Raw genomic sequence first — 19,558 nt, forward strand, 5'->3', positions numbered from 1 at the left:
CCGCGGCTCCGACCGGGGCCGGCAGGACCGCGCCGACCGGTCAAGGAACGGCGGGCCCGCGCGCGTCCGGCGGGAGGAGGATCCCCCCCGGGCCCAGGACGACGGCGCCCGCGCTCGAGGCGACGACGGAAGCGTCCGCAGGCGTCCGCGCGACGAGGGTGATCGCGCGAAGGGCCGCGCCGCTCAGGGCCGCGCCGCTCAGGGCCGCGCCGCTCAGGGCCGCGCCGCTCAGGGCCGCGCCGCTCAGGGCCGCGCCGCTCAGGGCCGCGCCGCTCAGGGCCGCGACGCTCAGGGCCGCGACGCTCAGGGCCGCGACGAAGGCGGCCGCCGCCGGGGGCCTGTCTCCCGGGGGCGTGAGGACGCCGACCGTCCCCGTCGCCCCTCCCAAGGACGGGACGACCGGCTCCGGGGGCGCGACCAGGGGCCGGACGACCGGGGGCGCGGACGCGGGGACGGCGGCCCGCCGTCCGACGCGGCGGCGCGCGGTCCCCGCGTGCGCCGTGACGGCGCACGGCCGGACGCCGGCGAGCCCCGCCGCCGTGACAGACGGGACGACGACCCTCGAAGCCGTTCCCGGCAAGACGAGAGCCTCGGAAGCAACTCGCGGCAGGACGGCGCCCCCCGAAGAAGGTCCCCGCAGGACGACGGCCTCCGGCGGCGTGAGGACGACCTGCGCGGCCGCGACAGGTATGGAGACGGGCCGCTGCGCCGCGCGCAGACCGGGGGCCCCCGGTCCGAGCAGGTGCGCGGCCGTGAGCGGGTGGCGGCGCGTCGCGGCGGAGACGTGCCGCCACCCAGAGGACCCCGGCGGCCCCCCACGCCGCCGCGCCCGCCAAGGCCGCCGCTGGTGCTGCGGCTGGGCAGCCCGCGCAGGCGCATCAACATCGGCCTCATCGGCATGACGTTCGTTCTGTCGATCTTCGCGGGCCGGCTGATCCAGATGCAGGGCCTGGACTCCAAGGTGTACGAGGCCGCCGCCGTGGACCAACGCCAGCACACCGAGACCATCCCCGCCAAGCGCGGCTCGATCACCGACGTCAACGGCCATGACCTGGCCGTGACCGTGGAGGCCCGGGAGCTGTCGATCGACCCGTCCAAGATCAGCGCCGACGTGCGCGCGAAGGTCGCCACGATCCTGGCGAGGCAGCTAGGCAAGAGCGAGCAGGACATCGCTTCCAAATTGGCCAGAACGGATACCCGCTACCAGCGCCTGGCCACCGACGTCGACCCCGTCGTGGCCACCCGCCTGCTGCAGGCCGGCGTGCCGGCGCTGTCGGCCAAGAAGACCTACCGCAGGCTCTACCCTGCGGGCGATCTCGCGGGCAGCCTCATCGGCTTCGTCGGGGACGAGGGCAGCGGCCTGGCCGGCCTCGAGCAGACCAGGAACACGCTCCTGGGCGGCCGCGACGGCAAGCAACGGGTGGAGACCGGCCGCGACGGCCAGCGCATCCCGATGACCAGCAGCCAGCGCACCGCCCCCGTGGACGGCCAGGACATACGGCTGACCATCGACCGCGACATCCAGTGGGCCGCCCAGAAGTCGATCGGCGAGCAGGTCCGCAAGGCCGGCGCGGACAGCGGCACCGTGATCGTCATGGACGTCCAGACCGCCCAGATCGTCGCCATGGCCAACGCCCCCGAGCTCGACTTGAACAACTGGCGCAAGGCTCCCCAGTCCAGCCAGATCAACAAGGCCGCCGCCGACGTGTTCGAACCTGGCAGCACCAACAAGGTGATCACCGCCGCCGCCGCGCTGGAGGCCCGTGCGGTGTCCCCCGGCACCGTGTTCCACGTGCCCGACCGGATCAGGTGCGCCGACCAGGTGCTGCGTGACGCCCATGCGCACAAGGCGGAGTCGATGACGTTCCGCCAGGCCATGGCCCAGTCCAGCAACGTTGCCACGATCATGGCGGCGCGGAAGGTCGGCAGCGCGCGCCTCTACCAGATGCTGAAGGCCTTCGGCTTCGGCGCCGAGCCGGGCGGCGGCGTGCCAGGCGCCGAGGCCGGCCTGCTGCCCGACTACAAGAAATGGTCGGGCAGCCAGAGCTGCACCGTCGCCTATGGTCAGGGTGTGTCGGTGACGGCGTTGCAGATGGCCAGCGTTTACCAGACCATCGCGAATGGCGGCGTCAAGGTCGAGCCGCAGATCGTCGCCGGGGCCACGGACAGCTCGGGCAGGTTCGTTCCCGCTTCCGCTGGTAAGCAGACCAGAGTGGTGAGCGAGACGACGGCCAAAGAGATCACGGCGATGCTGGAGGGCGCGGTGGGCGAGGAGGGCACCGGCCAGCTGGCGGCCATTCCCGGCTACCGGGTGGCGGGCAAGACGGGCACGGCCAACCGCTACGACGCCGAGCTCGGCCGCTACGACGGCTACACTGCCTCCTTCGCCGGGTTCAGTCCGGCGGACAAGCCCAGGCTGGTGGTGTTGTCGGTGCTGCAGAACCCGAAGAACGGCCACTTCGGCGGGCAGCTGGCGGCTCCCGTGTTCAAGGATGTGATGACGTTCGCCATCAAGAGCAAGAAGATTCCTCCCACAGGCTCCGTCGTGCCGCCGGTGCGTACGGGCGCGGGACAGTGACCAGGGAAGGTACGCTGCCGCCGTGCGTCCCCCGTCGTCTATGCGTCCTACGACCAATCCGCCCCGCCCGCTGACCGGGCTGGCGACCATGCTCGATGCCGATTCGGGCACTTCGCGCTCGCCACACGCCGCCCTGACCGGCGTCACCATCGACTCCCGCGACGCCAGACGCGGGGATCTCTACGTCGCGCTGCCCGGCAGCCGCGCCCACGGCGCCGCCTTCGCCGCCGAGGCGATGGCCGGCGGCGCGGTGGCCGTCCTCACCGACAGGGAGGGCCGCGACGCGGCCGTCGCCACCGGGCTGCCCGTGCTGATCGTGCCCGATCCGCGCGCCCTGCTCGGGCAGATCTCCTCCTGGGTGTACGGGCAGCCGGCCCACGACATCCAGATCCTCGGCGTGACCGGCACCAGCGGCAAGTCCACCACCACGTTCATGCTGGAGGCGGGCCTGCGGGCCGCCGGGCACCGGACGGGCCTGGTGGGCGGCGTCGAGATCCACGCGGGCGACCTGCGCTTCCAGCCGACGCTGACCACGCCGGAGGCCTCGGTGCTGCACGGCCTGTTCGCGCTCATGCGCGAGGAGGGCGTCGGCGCGGCCGCCATGGAGGTCTCCAGCCACGCGCTCGCCCTCGGCAGGATCGACGGCGTCTACTTCGACGTGGCCCTGTTCACCAACCTGTCCCAGGACCATCTCGACTTCCACAAGGATTTCGAGGACTACTTCGCCACCAAGGTGCGGCTGTTCCAGCCGGAGCTGAGCCGCGTCGGCGTGACCAACATCGACGACCGCTACGGCCGTGAGCTGCTGGACCTGGCGAAGGTCCCGATGACGACGTTCTCGGCGCAGGGTGACCCCGAGGCCGCGTGGCGGGCGCTGGAGGTCAGGCTCGGCGCGGACGGCAGCGCGTTCCGCGTGGTCGGCCCGGGCGGCGTCGAGGCCGACACGCAGATCGCGCTGCCGGGTCCGTTCAACGTCGCCAACGCGCTCGGGGCCATCGTCACGTTGGTCGAGGCGGGGGTGCCGCTGCAGACGGCGGTGCACGGCGTCGGCACGCTCACCGGCGTGCCCGGGCGCATGCAACGGATCACGAGCGGCGAGGACGAGTTCCAGGCGATCGTGGACTACTCCCACAAGCCCGGCGCCGTGGAGTCGGTGCTCCGGTCGCTGCGTACCGTCACCGCGGGCCGGCTCGTGATCGTGCTCGGTTGCGGCGGCGACCGCGATAAGGGCAAAAGGCCCATCATGGGAGAGATCTCCGCGCAGTTGGCAGATGTGGCCATTTTCACGAGCGACAATCCCCGTTCGGAGGATCCGCTCGCCATCCTCGCGACGATGATGGAAGGAGCGCTCCGCGTTCCGCAGCACGACCGCGCTCATGTGATCATTGAGCCCGACCGCGCGGCCGCCATCGGCCTGGCGATCGCCGGCGCCCAGCGCGGCGACGTGATCGTCGTGGCAGGCAAGGGTCACGAGCAGGGTCAATACATGTCAGGCGAGGTGATCCCCTTCGACGACCGGGAAGTGGTCGCCGAGGCGATCGACGCACGCAAGGAAAGCAGGAAGCACTAATGATCCCGTTGCCTCTGGCCAGGATCGCCGAGATAACCTCGGGCGCCCTGTCGGGCATGGCCGATCCCCGCGCTGTGGTGCGCGGGCCCGTCGTGATCGACTCGCGGGCCGTAGAACCGGGATCGCTGTTCGTCGCCTTCAGGGGCGCGCGGGTCGACGGTCACGACTATGCCGCGCAGGCGATCCGGGCCGGAGCCGTCGCCGTGCTGGCCACCCGGCCGGTCGACGCGCCCGCGGTGATCGTGCCCGACGCGGCCGTCGCGCTGGCCGAGCTGGCCGCCGCCCAGGTCGCCGCGCTGCCTGGCGCCACCGTGATCGGCGTGACCGGGTCGGCGGGCAAGACCAGCACCAAGGACCTGCTGGCCCGGCTGACCGCCCGGATCGGGCCCACCATCGCGCCGGTCGGCAGCTTCAACAACGAGCTCGGCCACCCGCTGACCGTGCTTCGCGCCGACGCCGGCACCCGGTTCATGGTGCTGGAGCTGGCCGCGCGCAACCTCGGCCACATCAAGGACCTGACCCGCATCGCGCCGCCCAAGATCGGCGTGGTGCTCAACGTCGGCACCGCGCACCTCGGCGTGTTCGGCGGCAAGGAGGCCATCGCCAAGGCCAAGGGCGAGCTGGTGGAGGCGCTGCCGCGCACCGGCGTGGCCGTGCTCAACGCCGACGACCCGTACGTGCGGGAGATGGCCGCGCGCACCGACGCGCGCGTCACGTACTTCGGGCGGGGCGAGGACGCGGCGATCCGGGCCGAGGGGGTCGTGGTGGACGTCCGCGGGCGGGCCTCCTTCACACTGCGCACCCCGTCGGGGTCCGCGCACGTGTCGCTGAAGCTGTACGGGGCGCACGCGGTCGAGAACGCGCTGGCGGCCGCGGCGGCCGGATACGAGCTAGGCCTGCCCGTCGCCACGATCGCCGAGGAGCTGTCCGTGGCCACCCCGCGCAGCCGGTGGCGGATGGAGGTCACCGACCGGGCCGACGGGGTGATCGTGGTCAACGACGCGTACAACGCCAACCCGGACTCCATGCGGGCCGCCTTCGAGGCGTTCGAGGTGCTGGGGCGGGGGCGGCGGCGTTTCGCCGTCATCGCGGCGCTCCGGGAGCTGGGCGACGAAGGGCCCGCGCTGAACGCCGAGCTCGGCCGCATGGCCGGAGGCGCCGGCCTGGCCGGCCTCATCGTGGCCGGCCCGGATGCCGAACCGGTCCTGGAAGGTGCCCACGCCGCCGCCCACGCGCCCGCACCAGGCGCCCCGCACGGCCCGGCCACTCAGCCCTCAGCCGCGCAGCCTGCCTCCGGCCCTCAGAGCCCCGGCCCGTGGCCCATCTCCGGTCCTCAGGCTTCTGACGCCCATGAGGCCGGCTCGCAGCACTTTTCCGGCCCTCAGGGGCCGGTCGGGTCTCCGCCGGCGGCGGTGCCGGGCGCGCCGGTGCCTGGTCCGCGGCAGGACGCGCCCCAGGGGCCCGCCGGGTCTCCGCCAGTGGTGCCGCCGCCGGGCGCGCCGGTGCCCGGTCCGCAGGGGGCCTCCCCGCACGGCTGGCAGGCGCCCGGCGGCGGTGTGCCGCAGGGCCGGCAGGTGCCTGCGGGCTCGCCGCCCGCGACGCCGCAGGGACGCCAGCATGCGGTAGGCGGGCCCCCTGGGGGCGGGGGAGCGGCGTATCCGCCGCGGATCGTGCACGTGCCCGACGCCGAGGCGGCGGCGGCGGAGTTGAACCGGTGGCTGCGCCCCGGTGACGCGGTGCTGATCAAGGGGCCGAGGGCGATGGGCCTGGAGCGGACCGCCGAGCTCCTGCTCGGGGGTGCCGCCCAGTGATCAACATCGTCATCGCCGGCGCGATCGGCCTGGTCCTGTCGATGCTGGGCACCCCGCTGGCGATCAGACTGTTCTCGCGGCGCGGCTACGGCCAGCAGATCCGCGAGGAGGGCGTTCAGGCCCACCACGGCAAGCGCGGCACCCCCACCATGGGCGGCACGGTGTTCGTGCTGGCCGCCCTGTTCGCCTACGGCGCCTCCCACTTCGCCACGTTCACCCCGCCGACCGTGTCGGGCATGTTGGTGCTGTTCCTCATGACAGGCCTCGGCGCGGTCGGGTTCCTCGACGACTTCATCAAGATCTACAAGCAGCGCAGCCTCGGCCTGCGCAGCGGCGCCAAGGCGCTCGGCCAGCTCGTCGTCGGCGCCGTCTTCGCCTTCCTGGTGGTACGCCAGCCGAACGTCTACGGCATCACCCCCGCCGAGACCCGCGTGTCGTTCCTGCGCGACATCGGCCCGTCGATCGGCCTCGTCGGCTTCACCATCTGGGTCCTCATCATGATCGTCGGGTTCTCGAACGCGGTGAACCTCACCGACGGTCTCGACGGCCTGGCCAGCGGGGCGTCCGGCGTGGTGCTGGGCGCGTACGTGCTGATCGGCAACTGGCAGCTGCGCAACAACTGCATCGATCAGCTCGGCCCCAACTGCTACTGGGTACGAGATCCGCTCGACCTCGCCGTCGTGGCCGCCGCCGTGCTGGGGGCGCTGATCGGGTTCCTGTGGTGGAACGCCCCGCCCGCCCGCATCTTCATGGGCGACACCGGCTCGCTGGCCCTCGGCGGCGTGCTGGCCGGGCTGGCCATCGCCACCCGCACCCAGCTGCTGCTGATCATCCTCGCCGGGCTGTGCGTGATCATCACGCTGTCGGTGATCATCCAGGTCGGGTTCTTCAAGATGACCCGCAAACGGGTGTTCAGGATGGCGCCGCTGCAGCACCACTTCGAGCTGAAGGGCTGGGCGGAGACCACGATCGTGGTCCGCTTCTGGCTGATCGCGATGCTCTGCGCGGCGCTCGGCCTCGGCCTGTTCTACGTCGAATGGATGCCCAGGTGAGTGTGACCTGCGTCGCCGGGCTCGGCGTCTCCGGCACCGCGGTGGCCAGGGTGCTGGCCGAGCGTGGTGAGCGGGTCGTGGTCGTGGAGGCCGTGGCGGGGGAGCCGCAGCTCGCCGCCGCGGCGGAGCTGGCCAGGCTCGGCGTCGAGGCCCGGTTCGGGGAGATGGCGCTGCCGGAGGGTGTCACCCGGCTCGTCACCACGGGCTGGGCGCCGCACCACCCGCTGATCGCCGCGGCCGCGGACGCCGGAGTCGAGGTCGTCGGCGAGGTGGAGCTGGCCTGGCGGCTGCGCCCGGCCCAGGCCGCCCCGTGGCTGGCGCTGACCGGCACCAACGGCAAGACCACCGCCGTGCGCATGCTCACCTCCATCCTGCTCGCCGCCGGCCGCAAGGCCCTGGCCGTGGGCAACGTGGGCCTTCCCGTGGTACGCGCCGTCTGCGAGCCGTACGACGTGCTGGCCGTCGAGCTGTCCAGCTTCCAGCTGCACTGGTCGAGCACGCTGGCCCCGCACGCCGCGGCCATCCTGAACATCGCGCCCGACCACCTCGACTGGCACGGCTCCATGGAGGCGTACGCCGCCGCCAAGGGCCGCATCTACGAGCGCGCCGGCACTGTGATCTTCAACGCCGACGATCCCGAGGCGACCCGGCTGGCCGCGCCCTACCCGGGGGCCGTCGGGTTCACGCTCAGAGTGCCCAAGCGCGGGGAGATCGGCGTCGTCGAGGACCTGCTGGTGGACCGGGCGTTCGTGGCGGATCCGGCGGAGGCGGCCGAGGAACTGGCGACGCTGGAGGACGTGCGGCCGTTCGCGCCCCACAACGTGGCCAACGCGCTGGCCGCCGCCGCCCTCGCCCGCTCGCTCGGCGTCCCGTCCGAGGCGGTGTGCCAGGGCTTGCGGGACTTCACGCCCGACCCGCATCGCCTGTCGCACGTCGACCGGATCGGCGAAGTGGACTACGTCGACGACTCCAAGGCCACCAACCCGCACGCCGCCGCCGCGGCGCTCGCGTCGTACCCGTCGATCGTGTGGGTGGCGGGCGGCCAGCTCAAGGGCGCCGACGTCGACGACCTGGTACGCCAGGCGGCCCCCAGGCTGCGCGGCGCGGTGCTGCTCGGCGTGGATCGCGCCAGGATCGCCGAAGCCATCGCGCGACACGCCCCGAATGTCCCCGTCGTGGACATCGCCGATCGGGACACTGGTGCGATGGACAGAGTCGTCACAGAAGCCGCCCGCCTGGCCTCGCCGGGTGACACCGTGCTCCTTTCCCCGTCGGCGGCCTCCCTGGACATGTTCGCCGGCTATCCAGCGCGAGGGGAGGCCTTCGCGCGTGCCGTACACGAGCTGAGGCGGCGACGTGAGCACGACAGCTGATGAGCGGCCGGGCGCCGCGCACAGGCCGGGCAGCCCGTTCCGCGAGCAGCTGGCCTCGCTGAAGGAGCTGCTCGAGAAGCCGCTGACCACCTACTACCTGATCATCATGTGCAGCGCGCTGCTGCTCGCGCTCGGGCTGATGATGGTGTTGTCGGCCTCCAGCATCGAAGCGCTGCAGAAGACCGGCAGCCCGTTCTCGTGGTTCATCAAGCAGTCGCTGTCGGCTGCGATCGGCGTGCCCCTCATGTACGCCTGCTCGCGCCTGCCGGCCAAGTTCTTCCGCTGGGCCGGCTACCCGCTGATGGCGCTGTCGATCATCGCGCTGGTCATGGTGCTGTTCATCGGCTCGTCCGAGCTGGGCGCGCAACGGTGGATCTACATCGGCCAGCTCACCATCCAGCCGTCGGAGCCCGCCAAGCTCGGGCTCGTGTTGTGGGGCGCCGACCTGCTGGCCCGACGGGCGCGGCAGGGCCGGATCGAGTGGCGGCAGTTGCTGATCCCGCTCATGCCGGGCACCGCGATCCTGGCCGTGCTGGTCATGCTGGGCCGCGACCTGGGCACCACGCTCGTGCTGTTCATGATCTTCCTGGCGCTGCTGTGGGTGGTGGGGGCGCCGGTCAAGCTGTTCGGCGGCATCATGGCGCTCGCGATGCTGGCCGCGATCATCATGATCAAGGTGGAGCCGTACCGGATGGCGCGCATCGGCGCCTTCTTCGACCCGTGGGCCGACGCGCAGGGCGCCGGCTACCAGGCCGTGCAGGGACAGATCGCCATGGGCTCGGGCAGCTGGTTCGGGCTCGGGCTGGGCAGCAGCCGGCAGAAATGGAACTGGCTGCCGCACATCGAGAGCGACTTCATCTTCGCCATCGTCGGTGAGGAGCTCGGGCTGATGGGCACGCTGATGGTGGTGGCGCTGTTCGGGCTGCTTGGCTACGCGGGGTTGCGGGTCGCGGTGCGGGTCAGCGACCCCTTCATCAGGCTGGCGGCCGCCGCCATGGTGGCCTGGATCGTCGGGCAGGCCACCGTCAACATGGGCGCGGTGCTCGGCGTGCTGCCGATCACCGGCATCCCCCTCCCGCTGGTCTCGTACGGCGGATCCGCGCTGCTGCCCACGCTCGCCGCGCTGGGCATGCTGTTGTCGTTCGCCAAACGCGAGCCGGGTGCGCGGGAGGCGTTGGCGGCCCGTGGCCCCGGACCCGCCGCCCGGGCCCTAAGCTGGCTTGGCCTGGGAGGTACGACCAGACGCCGAGTGACACGTTAGGGAGTGACCGAGATGAGGGTGGTCCTCGCTGGTGGGGGAACGGCCGGGCACATCGAGCCCGCGCTCGCCCTTGCGGACGCGCTGCGCCATCTAGACCCCAGCATCGGCATCACCTGCGTCGGCACCGAGCGCGGCTTGGAGACGCGGCTCGTGCCTGCCAGGGGTTATGAGCTGGAGCTGGTGCCGGCCGTGCCGCTTCCAAGGGCGATCACCCCGAGCCTGCTCACTGTTCCTGGCAGGCTCGCAGGCGCGATCAACGCCACGGCCGGCATACTCGACCGCGTCAAGGCCGACATCCTGGTCGGCTTCGGCGGTTACGTCGCAACTCCAGCCTACCTGGCGGCCAAGCGGCGTGGCGTGCCGATCGTCGTCCACGAGGCCAACCCGCGGCCGGGTCTCGCCAACCGGCTGGGCGCCCGGCTCACCGAGCACGTGTTCACCGGTTTTCCCGATGCCGCGCTGCCCAGGGCCGAGTTCATCGGCACGCCGCTGCGCCGCGACATCGTCAACCTCGACCGGCTGTCGATGGGCGACAAGGCCCGCTCCTGGTTCGGGCTGGAGAACGACCGGCCCACGCTGCTGGTGTTCGGCGGCTCGCAGGGGGCCAGATCGCTCAACCAGGCCGCGCTGGTCGCGTCGCCGGTCCTGCGCCAGGCGGGCGTGCAGGTGCTGCACGTGCTGGGCCCGAAGAACACCGTAGAGCGCGAGCCGCCGCCCGGCGACCCGCAATACGTCCTGCTGCCCTACGTCGACCGCATGGACCTCGCCTACGCGGCCGCAGACGTGGCGCTGTGCCGCAGCGGCGCGTTGACGTGTGCCGAGCTCACCGCGGTGGGCCTGCCGGCCGCGTACGTGCCGCTGCCGCACGGCAACGGCGAGCAGCGCATCAACGCCGAGCGCATCGCCCGGGGCGGCGGCGGCCTGATGGTCGACGACGCCGACCTGTCACCCGATTGGATCATCCAGAACGTGCTGCCCATGCTCCACGACCCCGAGCGGGTCGCCGCCATGTCGGAGGCCGCCTCCCGGCTGGGGCGCAAGGACGCCGATATCATGCTTGCCAGGAAAGTGTTGGAGATAGCCCGATGAGTCTCGTGAAGCTGGTCGATTCCGTCCGCGTCGAAGATCTGGGACGCGTGCACTTCATCGGCATCGGTGGCGCGGGCATGTCCGGCATCGCCCGCATCCTGCTCAAGCGCGGCGTACGCGTGTCGGGCAGCGACGCACGCAGCTCCGACCTGGTCACCGAGCTGCGCGAGCTGGGCGCCACCGTGCACATCGGCCACGCTGCCTCCCACATCAGGGACGTCGACACCGTGGTCGTCTCGACCGCCATCCGGGACTCCAACCCGGAGCTGGGCGAGGCACTCAAGCAGGGCCTGCGGATCATCCCGCGGGCGGCCGCGCTGGCCTCTGTCATGGCCGGGCGCACCGCCGTGGCCATCGCGGGCACCCACGGCAAGACCACCACGACCTCGATGCTGACCGTGGCGCTGCAGAAGTGCGGCGCCGACCCGTCCTACTGCGTGGGCGGCCAGCTCGTCACCACGGGGCTCGGCGCCGACGACGGGCAGGGCACGGTGTTCGTGGCCGAGGCCGACGAGAGCGACGGGTCGTTCCTCATGCTGGCGCCCGACATCGCGGTGGTGACCAACGTCGAGGCCGACCACCTGGACAACTACGGCGACCCGCGGGCCGTGCACGACAGCTTCGCCAGGTTCGCCGACCGGGTCGGCTCGCTGCTCATCGCCTGCGCCGACGACCCCGGCGCGGCCGAGGTGGCCCGCAAGGCGCGGGAGCGAGGGCTGCGGGTCAAGACGTACGGCGCCGAGGGGGAGGACTACCGCGTGAGCGGCATCCGGCCCGACGGGTTCGGGACCGTGTTCGAGATCGAGGGCCGGGGCGCCGTACGGCTGGCCGTTCCCGGGGCGCACAACGCGCTCAACGCCGCCGCGGCGCTCGCCGTGGCAGACGAGCTGGGGCTGCCCTTCGAGGAGATCAGAGAGGGCCTGGGGGCCTTCACGGGGGCCAAGCGGCGTTTCGAGGCCAAGGGCGAGGCCGGCGGGGTCGCCGTGTTCGACAGCTACGCGCATCACCCGACCGAGCTGGCCGCCGACCTGAGGGCCGCCCGCGATGTGGTCGCCTCCTACTCCGGCACCGGGCGGGTCATCGCGATCTTCCAGCCGCATCTCTACTCGCGCACCCGGTTCTTCGCCGACGAGTTCGGCGCGGCGCTCGGGCTGGCCGACGAGGCCATCGTGCTCGACGTCTACGGCGCCAGGGAGGACCCCGAGCCGGGGGTGTCCGGCGCGATGGTGGCCTCGCGGGTGCCGCTGCCGGACGAGCGGGTGGCGTACGCCCCGGACCGGGCCACGGTGCCCGAGTTGGTGGCCGAGCGGGCGCGGCCCGGCGACATCGTGCTCACGATGGGGGCAGGCGACGTCACGGAGCTCGGCCCGCACATCGTCGCCCGCCTGTCCTGACGTCCCGCGCCCCTGGACGGGCCGACGCGGGGTCCTGCCGCACTCCTGTGCCCCTCTCCTCGCAAAGGACCGCGACCCCGGACGGCGGGAGAGAAGCGGGGTTTGGGCGTGGCGTGCGGCGTCGCGCCGTACTCAGGCGTAGGTTCGGTGCCGACACGGTGGGAGGGCGATGAAGGCGCGGACGGCGTTCCTCGTGCTGCTGACCGCGGGGGTGGTGGGCACGGCCGCTTGGCTGGTGTTCTTCTCGCCCGTGCTCGGCGTGCGCTCGATCGAGATCGTGGGAAATCTCACAGTTCCCAGTGAGCGCATCGAGCAGCAGGCCGGGGTGGCGGACCTCCACCCGCTCGCCACGGTCGACCTCGCCGGCGTCCAGAGCCGTGTCCTGGGCATCAGGCAGCTCGCCAGTGCGAAGGTCGACAGGGTCTGGCCGGGCACGCTCAAGATCGAGGTGGTCGAGCGGGAGCCCATCGCCGTCATCGCCGCCGGTGACAAGTTCGCCGTCGTGGACAAGCAGGCTGTGGTGATCGAGGTCAAGTCCGCCGCCCCGCCGCTGCTGCCGCTGCTCAAGGTCGACCGTCCCGCCGCGGGCGATCCGGCCTTGATGGCGGCGCTGCAGGTCATCCAGGCGGTTCCGGACGAGGTGGCCCCGAAGGTCAGGCAGGTGCGCGCGGGAACGGCCGAAGGGGTGACCCTGGAGCTGTCCGACGGGCGAAGCGTCGTGTGGGGCGGCCCCGACCGTCCCGAGGAGAAGGGCCGCATTCTGGCCTCGCTTCTCAAACGCGAAAAGGCCACGGTGTACGACGTCAGCTCTCCGGACGTGGTGACACTGAAGTGATCAAGAGTGTCAGGGTCTGGCAAGGGCATCGCCGAGCCTGTGCGAGGTGGGGGTCGCGGCGTGAGAGCCTAAAGTCGGAGGTTCGGCAGAGGAGTGCTCCGACCAGGCGCGACTTCGGAGCGAAACGGACAGCCCGCGACACGCCGGACGTGCTTGCGGCGCGGTTAGTTGACCCGCCAGGTAGGGGGCTCCTACTGTCCGTATCAATCCTCAGGTTGACATAAATCTAAATCTCAACTTGAGGTTGAGAGTTATCCGAACTGACAAAAGCGGAGATGATCCGCACCGAAATGGCAAGTCAACGAGCGGAAAGGCCCCTCGTCGTGGCAGCACCGCAGAACTACCTCGCGGTCATCAAGGTCGTCGGCATCGGCGGCGGCGGAGTGAACGCCGTCAACCGGATGATCGAGGAGGGACTCAAGGGCGTCGAGTTCATCGCCATCAACACCGACGCCCAGGCGCTGCTGATGAGTGACGCCGATGTGAAACTCGACGTGGGCCGTGAGCTCACGCGCGGACTCGGCGCCGGCGCCAATCCCGACGTCGGGCGCAAGGCGGCAGAGGACCACCGTGAGGAGATCGAGGAGGTCCTCAAGGGGGCCGACATGGTCTTCGTCACGGCGGGCGAGGGCGGCGGCACCGGCACCGGCGGCGCGCCCGTCGTGGCCAACATCGCCAGGTCGCTCGGCGCGCTCACCATAGGTGTGGTGACCAGGCCGTTCAGCTTCGAGGGCCGCCGCAGGGCCATGCAGGCCGAGGCGGGCATCGAGACGCTGCGCGACGAGGTCGACACGCTGATCGTGATCCCGAACGACCGGCTGCTGTCGATCTCCGACCGGCAGGTGAGCGTGCTCGACGCGTTCAAGGCGGCCGACCAGGTGCTGCTGTCCGGTGTGCAGGGCATCACAGACCTCATCACCACCCCCGGTCTGATCAACCTGGACTTCGCCGACGTCAAGTCGGTCATGTCCGGCGCCGGCTCGGCCCTCATGGGCATCGGCCACGCCCGCGGCGACGACCGCTCGGTGGCGGCCGCCGAGATGGCGGTCTCCAGCCCGCTGCTCGAGGCCAGCATCGACGGGGCGCACGGCGTGCTGCTGTCCATCGCGGGCGGCTCGGACCTGGGCCTGTTCGAGATCAACGAGGCCGCCCAGCTCGTGTCCATGGCGGCCGCGCCCGACGCCAACATCATCTTCGGCACGGTCATCGACGACGCGCTCGGCGACGAGGTGCGCGTGACGGTGATCGCCGCCGGCTTCGACGACGTGCCGGGTCCGGCGGAGAAACAGCTGCCACGTCCGGCGAGCCGCCCCGCCGCGTCGCCGCCGCCCGCGCCGCCCGTGTCCTCGCCCGTACGGCCGAGCGTCTCGTCCCCCAGCGTGAAGTCGGAGCCGCCCGCGCTGCGCCCTGAGCCGCGCGCTGAGATGCGTTCCGAGCCTCGCCCCGACTTCAGGCCGGAGCCGCGTCCTGAGCCCCGTCCTGAGGCTCGTGCGGACTTCCGTCCGGAGCCCCGGAGCGAGTTCAGGCCCGAGCCCGTGCGCCCCATGGAGCCGGTGCAGGCGGCCGCCGAGCCGGCCGACGAGCCACCGGCCGACGGGCCGTCCGGCCCCGTCTCGATCCCGCGGCCCGCGCCCGAGCCCGCCAACCCGCCCACGCCCATCACCTCCCGCATGTCGGAGCCCGCCAAACGTCCGCGCGTGATCTTCGAGGAACAGGAAGAGGAACTCGACGTTCCCGACTTCCTCAAGTAACACGGAGACCCGACGCCGCTCCCCCAGGGATACGGGAGCGGCGCGCTCATGTGCGCCGAGAGCCGAATCGGGAGGGAGACTCACGTGAGAAGGGACGAGATCGCGGCCGGGCTCGCCGAGGTCGACGAGCGCATCGCGGCGGCCTGCCGCGCGGTGGGCCGCGACCGCGGCGAGGTCACGCTGATCGCCGTCACCAAGACCCGGCCCGCCGAGGACGTGCGCATCCTGGCCGAGCTGGGTGTGCACGACATCGGCGAGAACCGCGACCAGGAGGCCGCGGCCAAGGCCGCCGAACTCGCCGACCTCTCGCTGACCTGGCACTTCGTGGGCCAGCTCCAGACGAACAAGGTCCGCTCCGTCGTCGGATACGCCGACGTCATTCACTCCGTGGACCGCGTCAGGCTGGTGGAGGCGATCAGCAGGGAGGCGGTTCGCCAGGGCCGCAACGTCGGCTGCCTGGTGCAGATCGCGCTCGACGACGACCCGGCCAGGGGCGGCGCGCGGCCCGCCGACGTGCTCGAGCTCGCCGACGAGGTGGCACTCGCCGAGGGCCTGTGGCTGGGCGGCGTCATGGCGGTGGCGCCGTTGGGCGAGGAGCCCGCCAAGGCGTTCTCCAGACTGCGTGACATCGCCACCCGGGTACAGGAGCAGCACCACCGCGCCACGATGGTCTCCGCCGGGATGAGCGAGGACCTCGTGGAGGCGATCGCCTACGGCGCGACACACGTGCGGGTCGGTACGGCGTTGCTCGGTCGCCGCAAGCCCTACGTCAGGTAATGTCCCCTCAAGTGGGTCTTCAGGTCCATGATCAGGTAGAGGTCGATCGGCGGTGAGCTCCAAGGGGGTACGGCTACCGCCTCGGAGCCCGGCGAAGGGTCCCGAGCGAGGGCGACCGTGAGCAGGAGGACGACGTAGCGATGGCCGGCGCGATGCGCAAGATGGCGGTCTACCTCGGTCTCGTGGAGGACGACCGCTACGAGAGGTATGAGACCTACCCGGACGACTACGCCTACGACGACGAGGCGCAGCGAACCGGCGAGGAGCGGGCCGTGGCGGTCCAGGACCGCGACGAAGAGCCGGACGCCGGGGTTCCCGCGCCTAGACCCGCCACGACGATCCTGGAGCGCCGGACTACGGATCTGGCCCGGATCACGACCCTACATCCCCGGACGTACAACGAGGCGCGCACCATCGGAGAGCACTTCCGCGACGGCACTCCGGTCATCATGAATCTGACCGAGATGGTTGACAGTGACGCAAAACGACTCGTTGATTTCGCGGCAGGTCTCGTCTTTGGCCTACACGGCAGCATTGAACGTGTTACCAACAAGGTGTTCCTGTTGTCCCCTGCCAATGTCGAGGTGACTGCCGAGGACAAGGCCCGAATCGCGGAACGCGGGTTCTTCAATCAGAGTTAGAGTCTCTGTATGTCTATCGCACCCAACCGGGTCTCGCCGAGACCGGAAGGGCTCATCAGAAGTGGAGGCGCGGCCGGGCCGTGGGGATCATAGGTCAGATCTTGGTCGTTGTCCTGTCTCTCTACTTGGTGCTGCTCATCGGCAGGATGATCTTTGAGACGGTGCAGGCCTTCGCCCGCCAGTGGCGTCCGTCGGGCGTCGTCCTGGTGCTGGCGGAGGCCACATACACCGCAACAGACCCACCACTCAAGTTCCTCCGCCGTTTCATTCCTCCGCTCCGGTTGGGTACGGTGGCCTTTGACCTAAGCTTCACTGTCCTGTTCATCGTGGTCCTGATCTTGATCCAGATCGCCGGGTCGCTGCGATGACGGGGACGGTGGCGCCGGTCGTGATCCAACTCGTGTCCGCGCTGAAGTGATTCGGGTTGCCGTCCCTCCGGACAGACTCCCCAAGCGCGCCAAGGAGACCAAAAAATGCCGCTGACGCCCGCTGATGTGCGGAACAAGCAGTTCAGTACCACCCGGCTGCGGCCGGGCTACGACGAGGAAGAGGTCGACGCCTTCCTCGACGAGGTGGAGGCTGAGCTCGACCGCCTGATCCAAGAGAACGAGGAGCTTCGCGCGAAACTGGCCGAGTGCCTGCGCGGGAAGGTGCCGGGCGGCATGAACATGCCCATGGCATCCGCTCCGGTTCAAGAGCAGCCCAAGCCGGAGATGATGGCGCCGCAGCAGCCGGAGCCCATGCGGGCCCCCGAGCCGCCGCCGGTGCAGCAGCAGCCGGTCCCCGTGGCCATGAGCATGCCTCCCGCCGAGGACAACATGGACACCGCGGCCCGCGTGCTCGCGCTCGCGCAGCAGACCGCCGACCAGGCCATCGCCGACGCCCGCCGGGAGGCGGACGAGACGGTCACCCGTGCCCGTCGCGAGGCCGACGAGATCCTCACCAAGGCCCGCCGCCAGGCCGAGCAGGTCATCGGCGACGCGCGCGCCCGCGCCGAGACGCTCGAGCGCGACGCGCAGGAGCGTCACCGCCAGGCCATGGGCTCGCTGGTGCAGACCCGTGACGAGCTCGAGCGCAAGGTCGAGGAGCTGCGCAGCTTCGAGCGCGAATACCGCAGCAGGCTCAAGCTCTACCTGGAAAACCAGCTCGCCGAGCTCAACGTCTCGGCCGAGGGCAGCGGTGGGTTCCCGGTCATGTCCAGTGGTCCGCAGGGTCAGGCTCCCGCCATGTCGCACGCCGTGCAGGGTGGCCAGCAGCCTCTTCCCGGCAGCCCTAACCCGTTCGGCGGCGAGGCCCCGCAGGGCGTCTTCCCCGGCGGTGACGGTCCGCACAACGACCGCCGGTAAAGTAACGGGTCACTGCGAAGGGAGCGGAGCTCCCGAGTCAATGAGCGTAGGACCTGTCACTCGAAAGAGCCCTCTGTGATCCTTATCAGTGCTGGTTTGGTGCTCGCGGCAGTCGTGCTGCTGATCGCGGGCTTCGTACTGGCGAAGCCGTTCCTGATCATGTGGTCCATCGTGGTCAGCGTGCTGTCCGCGCTGTTCCTGGTGATCGGGGCCTTCCTGCGGCGTCACGAGCTTTTCCCCGGTGGTGGGCGGGCCGCTGCGCCGGCCACCCCTCCGAAAGGGCTCTTGCCGCCCGGCTTGCCGTACAACCAGACCGGTCCTGTGGCTCACCAGCCGCCACCTCAGCAGCCGCGTCCGCAACCGCCGCAGCGGACGGTGACCGTACCGGCCGCCGCCCCGCGCCGCCCCGCGGCAGGCGGCGTCGCGCCGGACGCGATCGTGCTGGTGATCCCCGGACGAAAGCGCTACCACGTGGCCGGCTGCCGTCAGCTGGCCGGGCGGGAGCACGAGGAGCTCACTTACGAGGAGGCACGCGAGGAGGGCTTCACTCCCTGCACCACGTGCCTTCCTGACGCAGCGCTCGGTGGACGGCAGCTGCCGCCTGCCGCCGACCCCGAGCCCGCTGCTGCGGCATCCCCCTCCGCGTTCGCCGCGGAGAGCCGGGCCCAGACCGCCCCGGAGAGCCGGGCCCAGACCGCCGCGGAGACTCGCGATCTGCGTCCGCCGGTCGCTCCGCCGAAGCCCGACACGAAGGCTTCCACCCCCAGCCCGGAGCCCGCCGCCGCCCACGAGGAAGGCGCCGCCGGGTGGTTCGGCAGGCCGGCCGCCGCATCCGCCGGCCAGGCCCACTCCTCCTCCGCCGCCTCGGAATCCGAGGACGAGCCGGCGGAGACGCAAACCTCCATTTTCCGGCCGCCGAACGCGCTCAGGTCCGAGTCGCCGTCTTCGGGCGCGACGAACCGCCCATCGTCCGGCGAACCGTCACAGGCGTCCGGCACGTCACCCGCATCCGGCAGTGCGCCTTCCAAGCCTGGTGCCGGGCCCTCCCGGCCCGCCGGCGACGCCCGGACTCCCGCTGATAAGTCCGACACATCCTCCGCCGGCAAGACAGGGACCCCTGCCGCCAAGGGCGGCCCGTCCACAGGTAAGGGCGACACGCCCACCGACCAGACGGGGTCCGCCGCGGACCGTACCGGACCTGGCGCGGGCAAGGCCTCGGCACCCGAGGGCGTGACCGGGCCTTCCCTCCGCCGCCCGGGCCAGCCTGGCGCGCCCGGGGGTGGACCAGGAGAGACGGTCGCCAACCTCAGGCAACCTGGAAGGCCCCTGTGGTCCGAGAGTCCTGCCGAGGACGACGACTCTGGGCCGTCCACGGCTCCACAGCCGCGTGTGCCTTCTTCTGCGGCGCCTTCCCGCCCAGGGGGTCCGGGGGCGCCGGGAGGGTCTGCTGGACCGTCTCAGCGTCCTTCTGGGGGTCCTTCCGGGGCCGCCAAGATGTTCGGGCCCGCGCAGCCGGAGCAGGACGTGGTGCTGGAGCGGCCCGCCTCCTCGGCCGAGTCGGAGGCCAAGCCCAAGGGACCGCTGCCCCCGGGGCCGGCCGCCTTCGCCAGGTCCTCGAAGGAACGGCCGTCCGGCACGGGCGCCGGGCCAGGTGCGTCCAGCACGGGTGCGAAGGCCGACCCTCCCAGGACCGGTGCTCCCGCGAAACCGCAGACCTCAGGGGCCAAGACCGAGGCCGCGGGTTCCAAGGGCGGCGACGAGCCTGCCGCCGCTTCCAAGGGCGAGCGTCCCGGCACGGTGAAGGTCATCGTCGGCACGCGCCGTTACCACAGCACCACCTGCCCGTTGATCAAGGGTGCGGGCGAGTCCGGCGTGGAGACGATGACGCTCGCCGCAGCAGAGGCGGCCGGACTGACGAGCTGCTCGGTCTGCCAGCACGACCGGGAAACGGTCGCCTGAGCAGCCGCGAGATGCTCGCCTGGAGCGACGGCGCTATGAGGTATCAGTAGAGCCGCTGCGTTCAGTAGTCGGCCAGGGTGCGCACTAAACGATGTACGGGCGGCGCGCGCCTCGACGGTTG

At 71.4% G+C, this 19,558-nt stretch carries 15 protein-coding genes and 1 pseudogene; 15 read left to right on the plus strand and 1 reads right to left on the minus strand.

The window, feature by feature from the left end:
• Positions 1-40: 40 nt before the first annotated feature.
• Complete coding sequence (locus tag ACTWPT_RS03435) at positions 41-580, minus strand: pentapeptide repeat-containing protein (protein ID WP_443175739.1); 540 nt, start codon at positions 578-580, stop codon at positions 41-43.
• A gap of 267 nt (positions 581-847) precedes the next feature.
• On the opposite strand from ACTWPT_RS03435, the gene ACTWPT_RS03440 reads away from it, so the two are divergent.
• From ACTWPT_RS03440 to ACTWPT_RS03510, 15 genes and pseudogenes are all read left to right on the plus strand, one after another.
• The gene (locus tag ACTWPT_RS03440) at positions 848-2,578 is read left to right on the plus strand and encodes a peptidoglycan D,D-transpeptidase FtsI family protein (RefSeq protein ID WP_443175740.1); all 1,731 of its coding nucleotides are present in this window, start codon (positions 848-850) and stop codon (positions 2,576-2,578) included.
• A gap of 40 nt (positions 2,579-2,618) precedes the next feature.
• On the plus strand, positions 2,619-4,148 hold the full coding sequence (locus ACTWPT_RS03445; protein WP_443175741.1) for a UDP-N-acetylmuramoyl-L-alanyl-D-glutamate--2,6-diaminopimelate ligase: 1,530 nt from the start codon (positions 2,619-2,621) through the stop codon (positions 4,146-4,148).
• A pseudogene (locus ACTWPT_RS03450) lies at positions 4,148-5,377 on the plus strand (UDP-N-acetylmuramoyl-tripeptide--D-alanyl-D-alanine ligase); the annotation flags it as partial. The gene ACTWPT_RS03445 and the pseudogene ACTWPT_RS03450, both read left to right, overlap by 1 nt.
• A 578-nt stretch (positions 5,378-5,955) precedes the next feature.
• Entirely contained in the window at positions 5,956-7,011 is a 1,056-nt protein-coding gene (gene mraY, locus ACTWPT_RS03455) for a phospho-N-acetylmuramoyl-pentapeptide-transferase (RefSeq protein ID WP_443175742.1), read from the plus strand.
• The gene (murD, locus tag ACTWPT_RS03460; RefSeq protein ID WP_443175743.1) at positions 6,996-8,384 is read left to right on the plus strand and encodes a UDP-N-acetylmuramoyl-L-alanine--D-glutamate ligase; all 1,389 of its coding nucleotides are present in this window, start codon (positions 6,996-6,998) and stop codon (positions 8,382-8,384) included. The genes mraY and murD overlap by 16 nt, the downstream gene beginning before the upstream one ends.
• Complete coding sequence (gene ftsW / locus ACTWPT_RS03465) at positions 8,368-9,645, plus strand: putative lipid II flippase FtsW (protein WP_443175744.1); 1,278 nt, start codon at positions 8,368-8,370, stop codon at positions 9,643-9,645. The genes murD and ftsW overlap by 17 nt, the downstream gene beginning before the upstream one ends.
• Before the next feature lie 12 nt (positions 9,646-9,657).
• On the plus strand, positions 9,658-10,734 hold the full coding sequence (gene murG / locus ACTWPT_RS03470) for an undecaprenyldiphospho-muramoylpentapeptide beta-N-acetylglucosaminyltransferase (RefSeq protein WP_443175745.1): 1,077 nt from the start codon (positions 9,658-9,660) through the stop codon (positions 10,732-10,734).
• Entirely contained in the window at positions 10,731-12,128 is a 1,398-nt protein-coding gene (gene murC, locus ACTWPT_RS03475) for a UDP-N-acetylmuramate--L-alanine ligase (protein WP_443175746.1), read from the plus strand. Before murG ends, murC begins: the two co-directional genes overlap by 4 nt.
• 169 nt (positions 12,129-12,297) lie before the next feature.
• Complete coding sequence (locus ACTWPT_RS03480) at positions 12,298-12,963, plus strand: cell division protein FtsQ/DivIB (RefSeq protein ID WP_443175747.1); 666 nt, start codon at positions 12,298-12,300, stop codon at positions 12,961-12,963.
• Between the two features lie 323 nt (positions 12,964-13,286).
• Positions 13,287-14,714 (plus strand): cell division protein FtsZ, encoded by a 1,428-nt coding sequence (gene ftsZ / locus ACTWPT_RS03485; RefSeq protein WP_443175748.1) that lies wholly within the window; start codon positions 13,287-13,289, stop codon positions 14,712-14,714.
• Between the two features lie 48 nt (positions 14,715-14,762).
• On the plus strand, positions 14,763-15,491 hold the full coding sequence (locus tag ACTWPT_RS03490; protein WP_443175749.1) for a YggS family pyridoxal phosphate-dependent enzyme: 729 nt from the start codon (positions 14,763-14,765) through the stop codon (positions 15,489-15,491).
• A gap of 140 nt (positions 15,492-15,631) precedes the next feature.
• A complete protein-coding gene (locus tag ACTWPT_RS03495) occupies positions 15,632-16,132 on the plus strand; it encodes a cell division protein SepF (RefSeq protein ID WP_443175750.1) in 501 nt (166 codons plus the stop codon).
• An 80-nt stretch (positions 16,133-16,212) separates the two neighbouring features.
• Complete coding sequence (locus ACTWPT_RS03500) at positions 16,213-16,500, plus strand: YggT family protein (RefSeq protein WP_443175751.1); 288 nt, start codon at positions 16,213-16,215, stop codon at positions 16,498-16,500.
• 105 nt (positions 16,501-16,605) lie between these two features.
• Positions 16,606-17,478, plus strand: coding sequence for a DivIVA domain-containing protein (locus tag ACTWPT_RS03505; protein WP_443175752.1), 873 nt, complete (start codon positions 16,606-16,608; stop codon positions 17,476-17,478).
• A 75-nt stretch (positions 17,479-17,553) separates the two neighbouring features.
• Complete coding sequence (locus ACTWPT_RS03510; protein WP_443175753.1) at positions 17,554-19,437, plus strand: hypothetical protein; 1,884 nt, start codon at positions 17,554-17,556, stop codon at positions 19,435-19,437.
• The last annotated feature ends 121 nt before the right edge of the window (positions 19,438-19,558 follow it).

The organism is Nonomuraea sp. 3N208, assembly GCF_052245935.1.
GTDB lineage: Bacteria > Actinomycetota > Actinomycetes > Streptosporangiales > Streptosporangiaceae > Nonomuraea.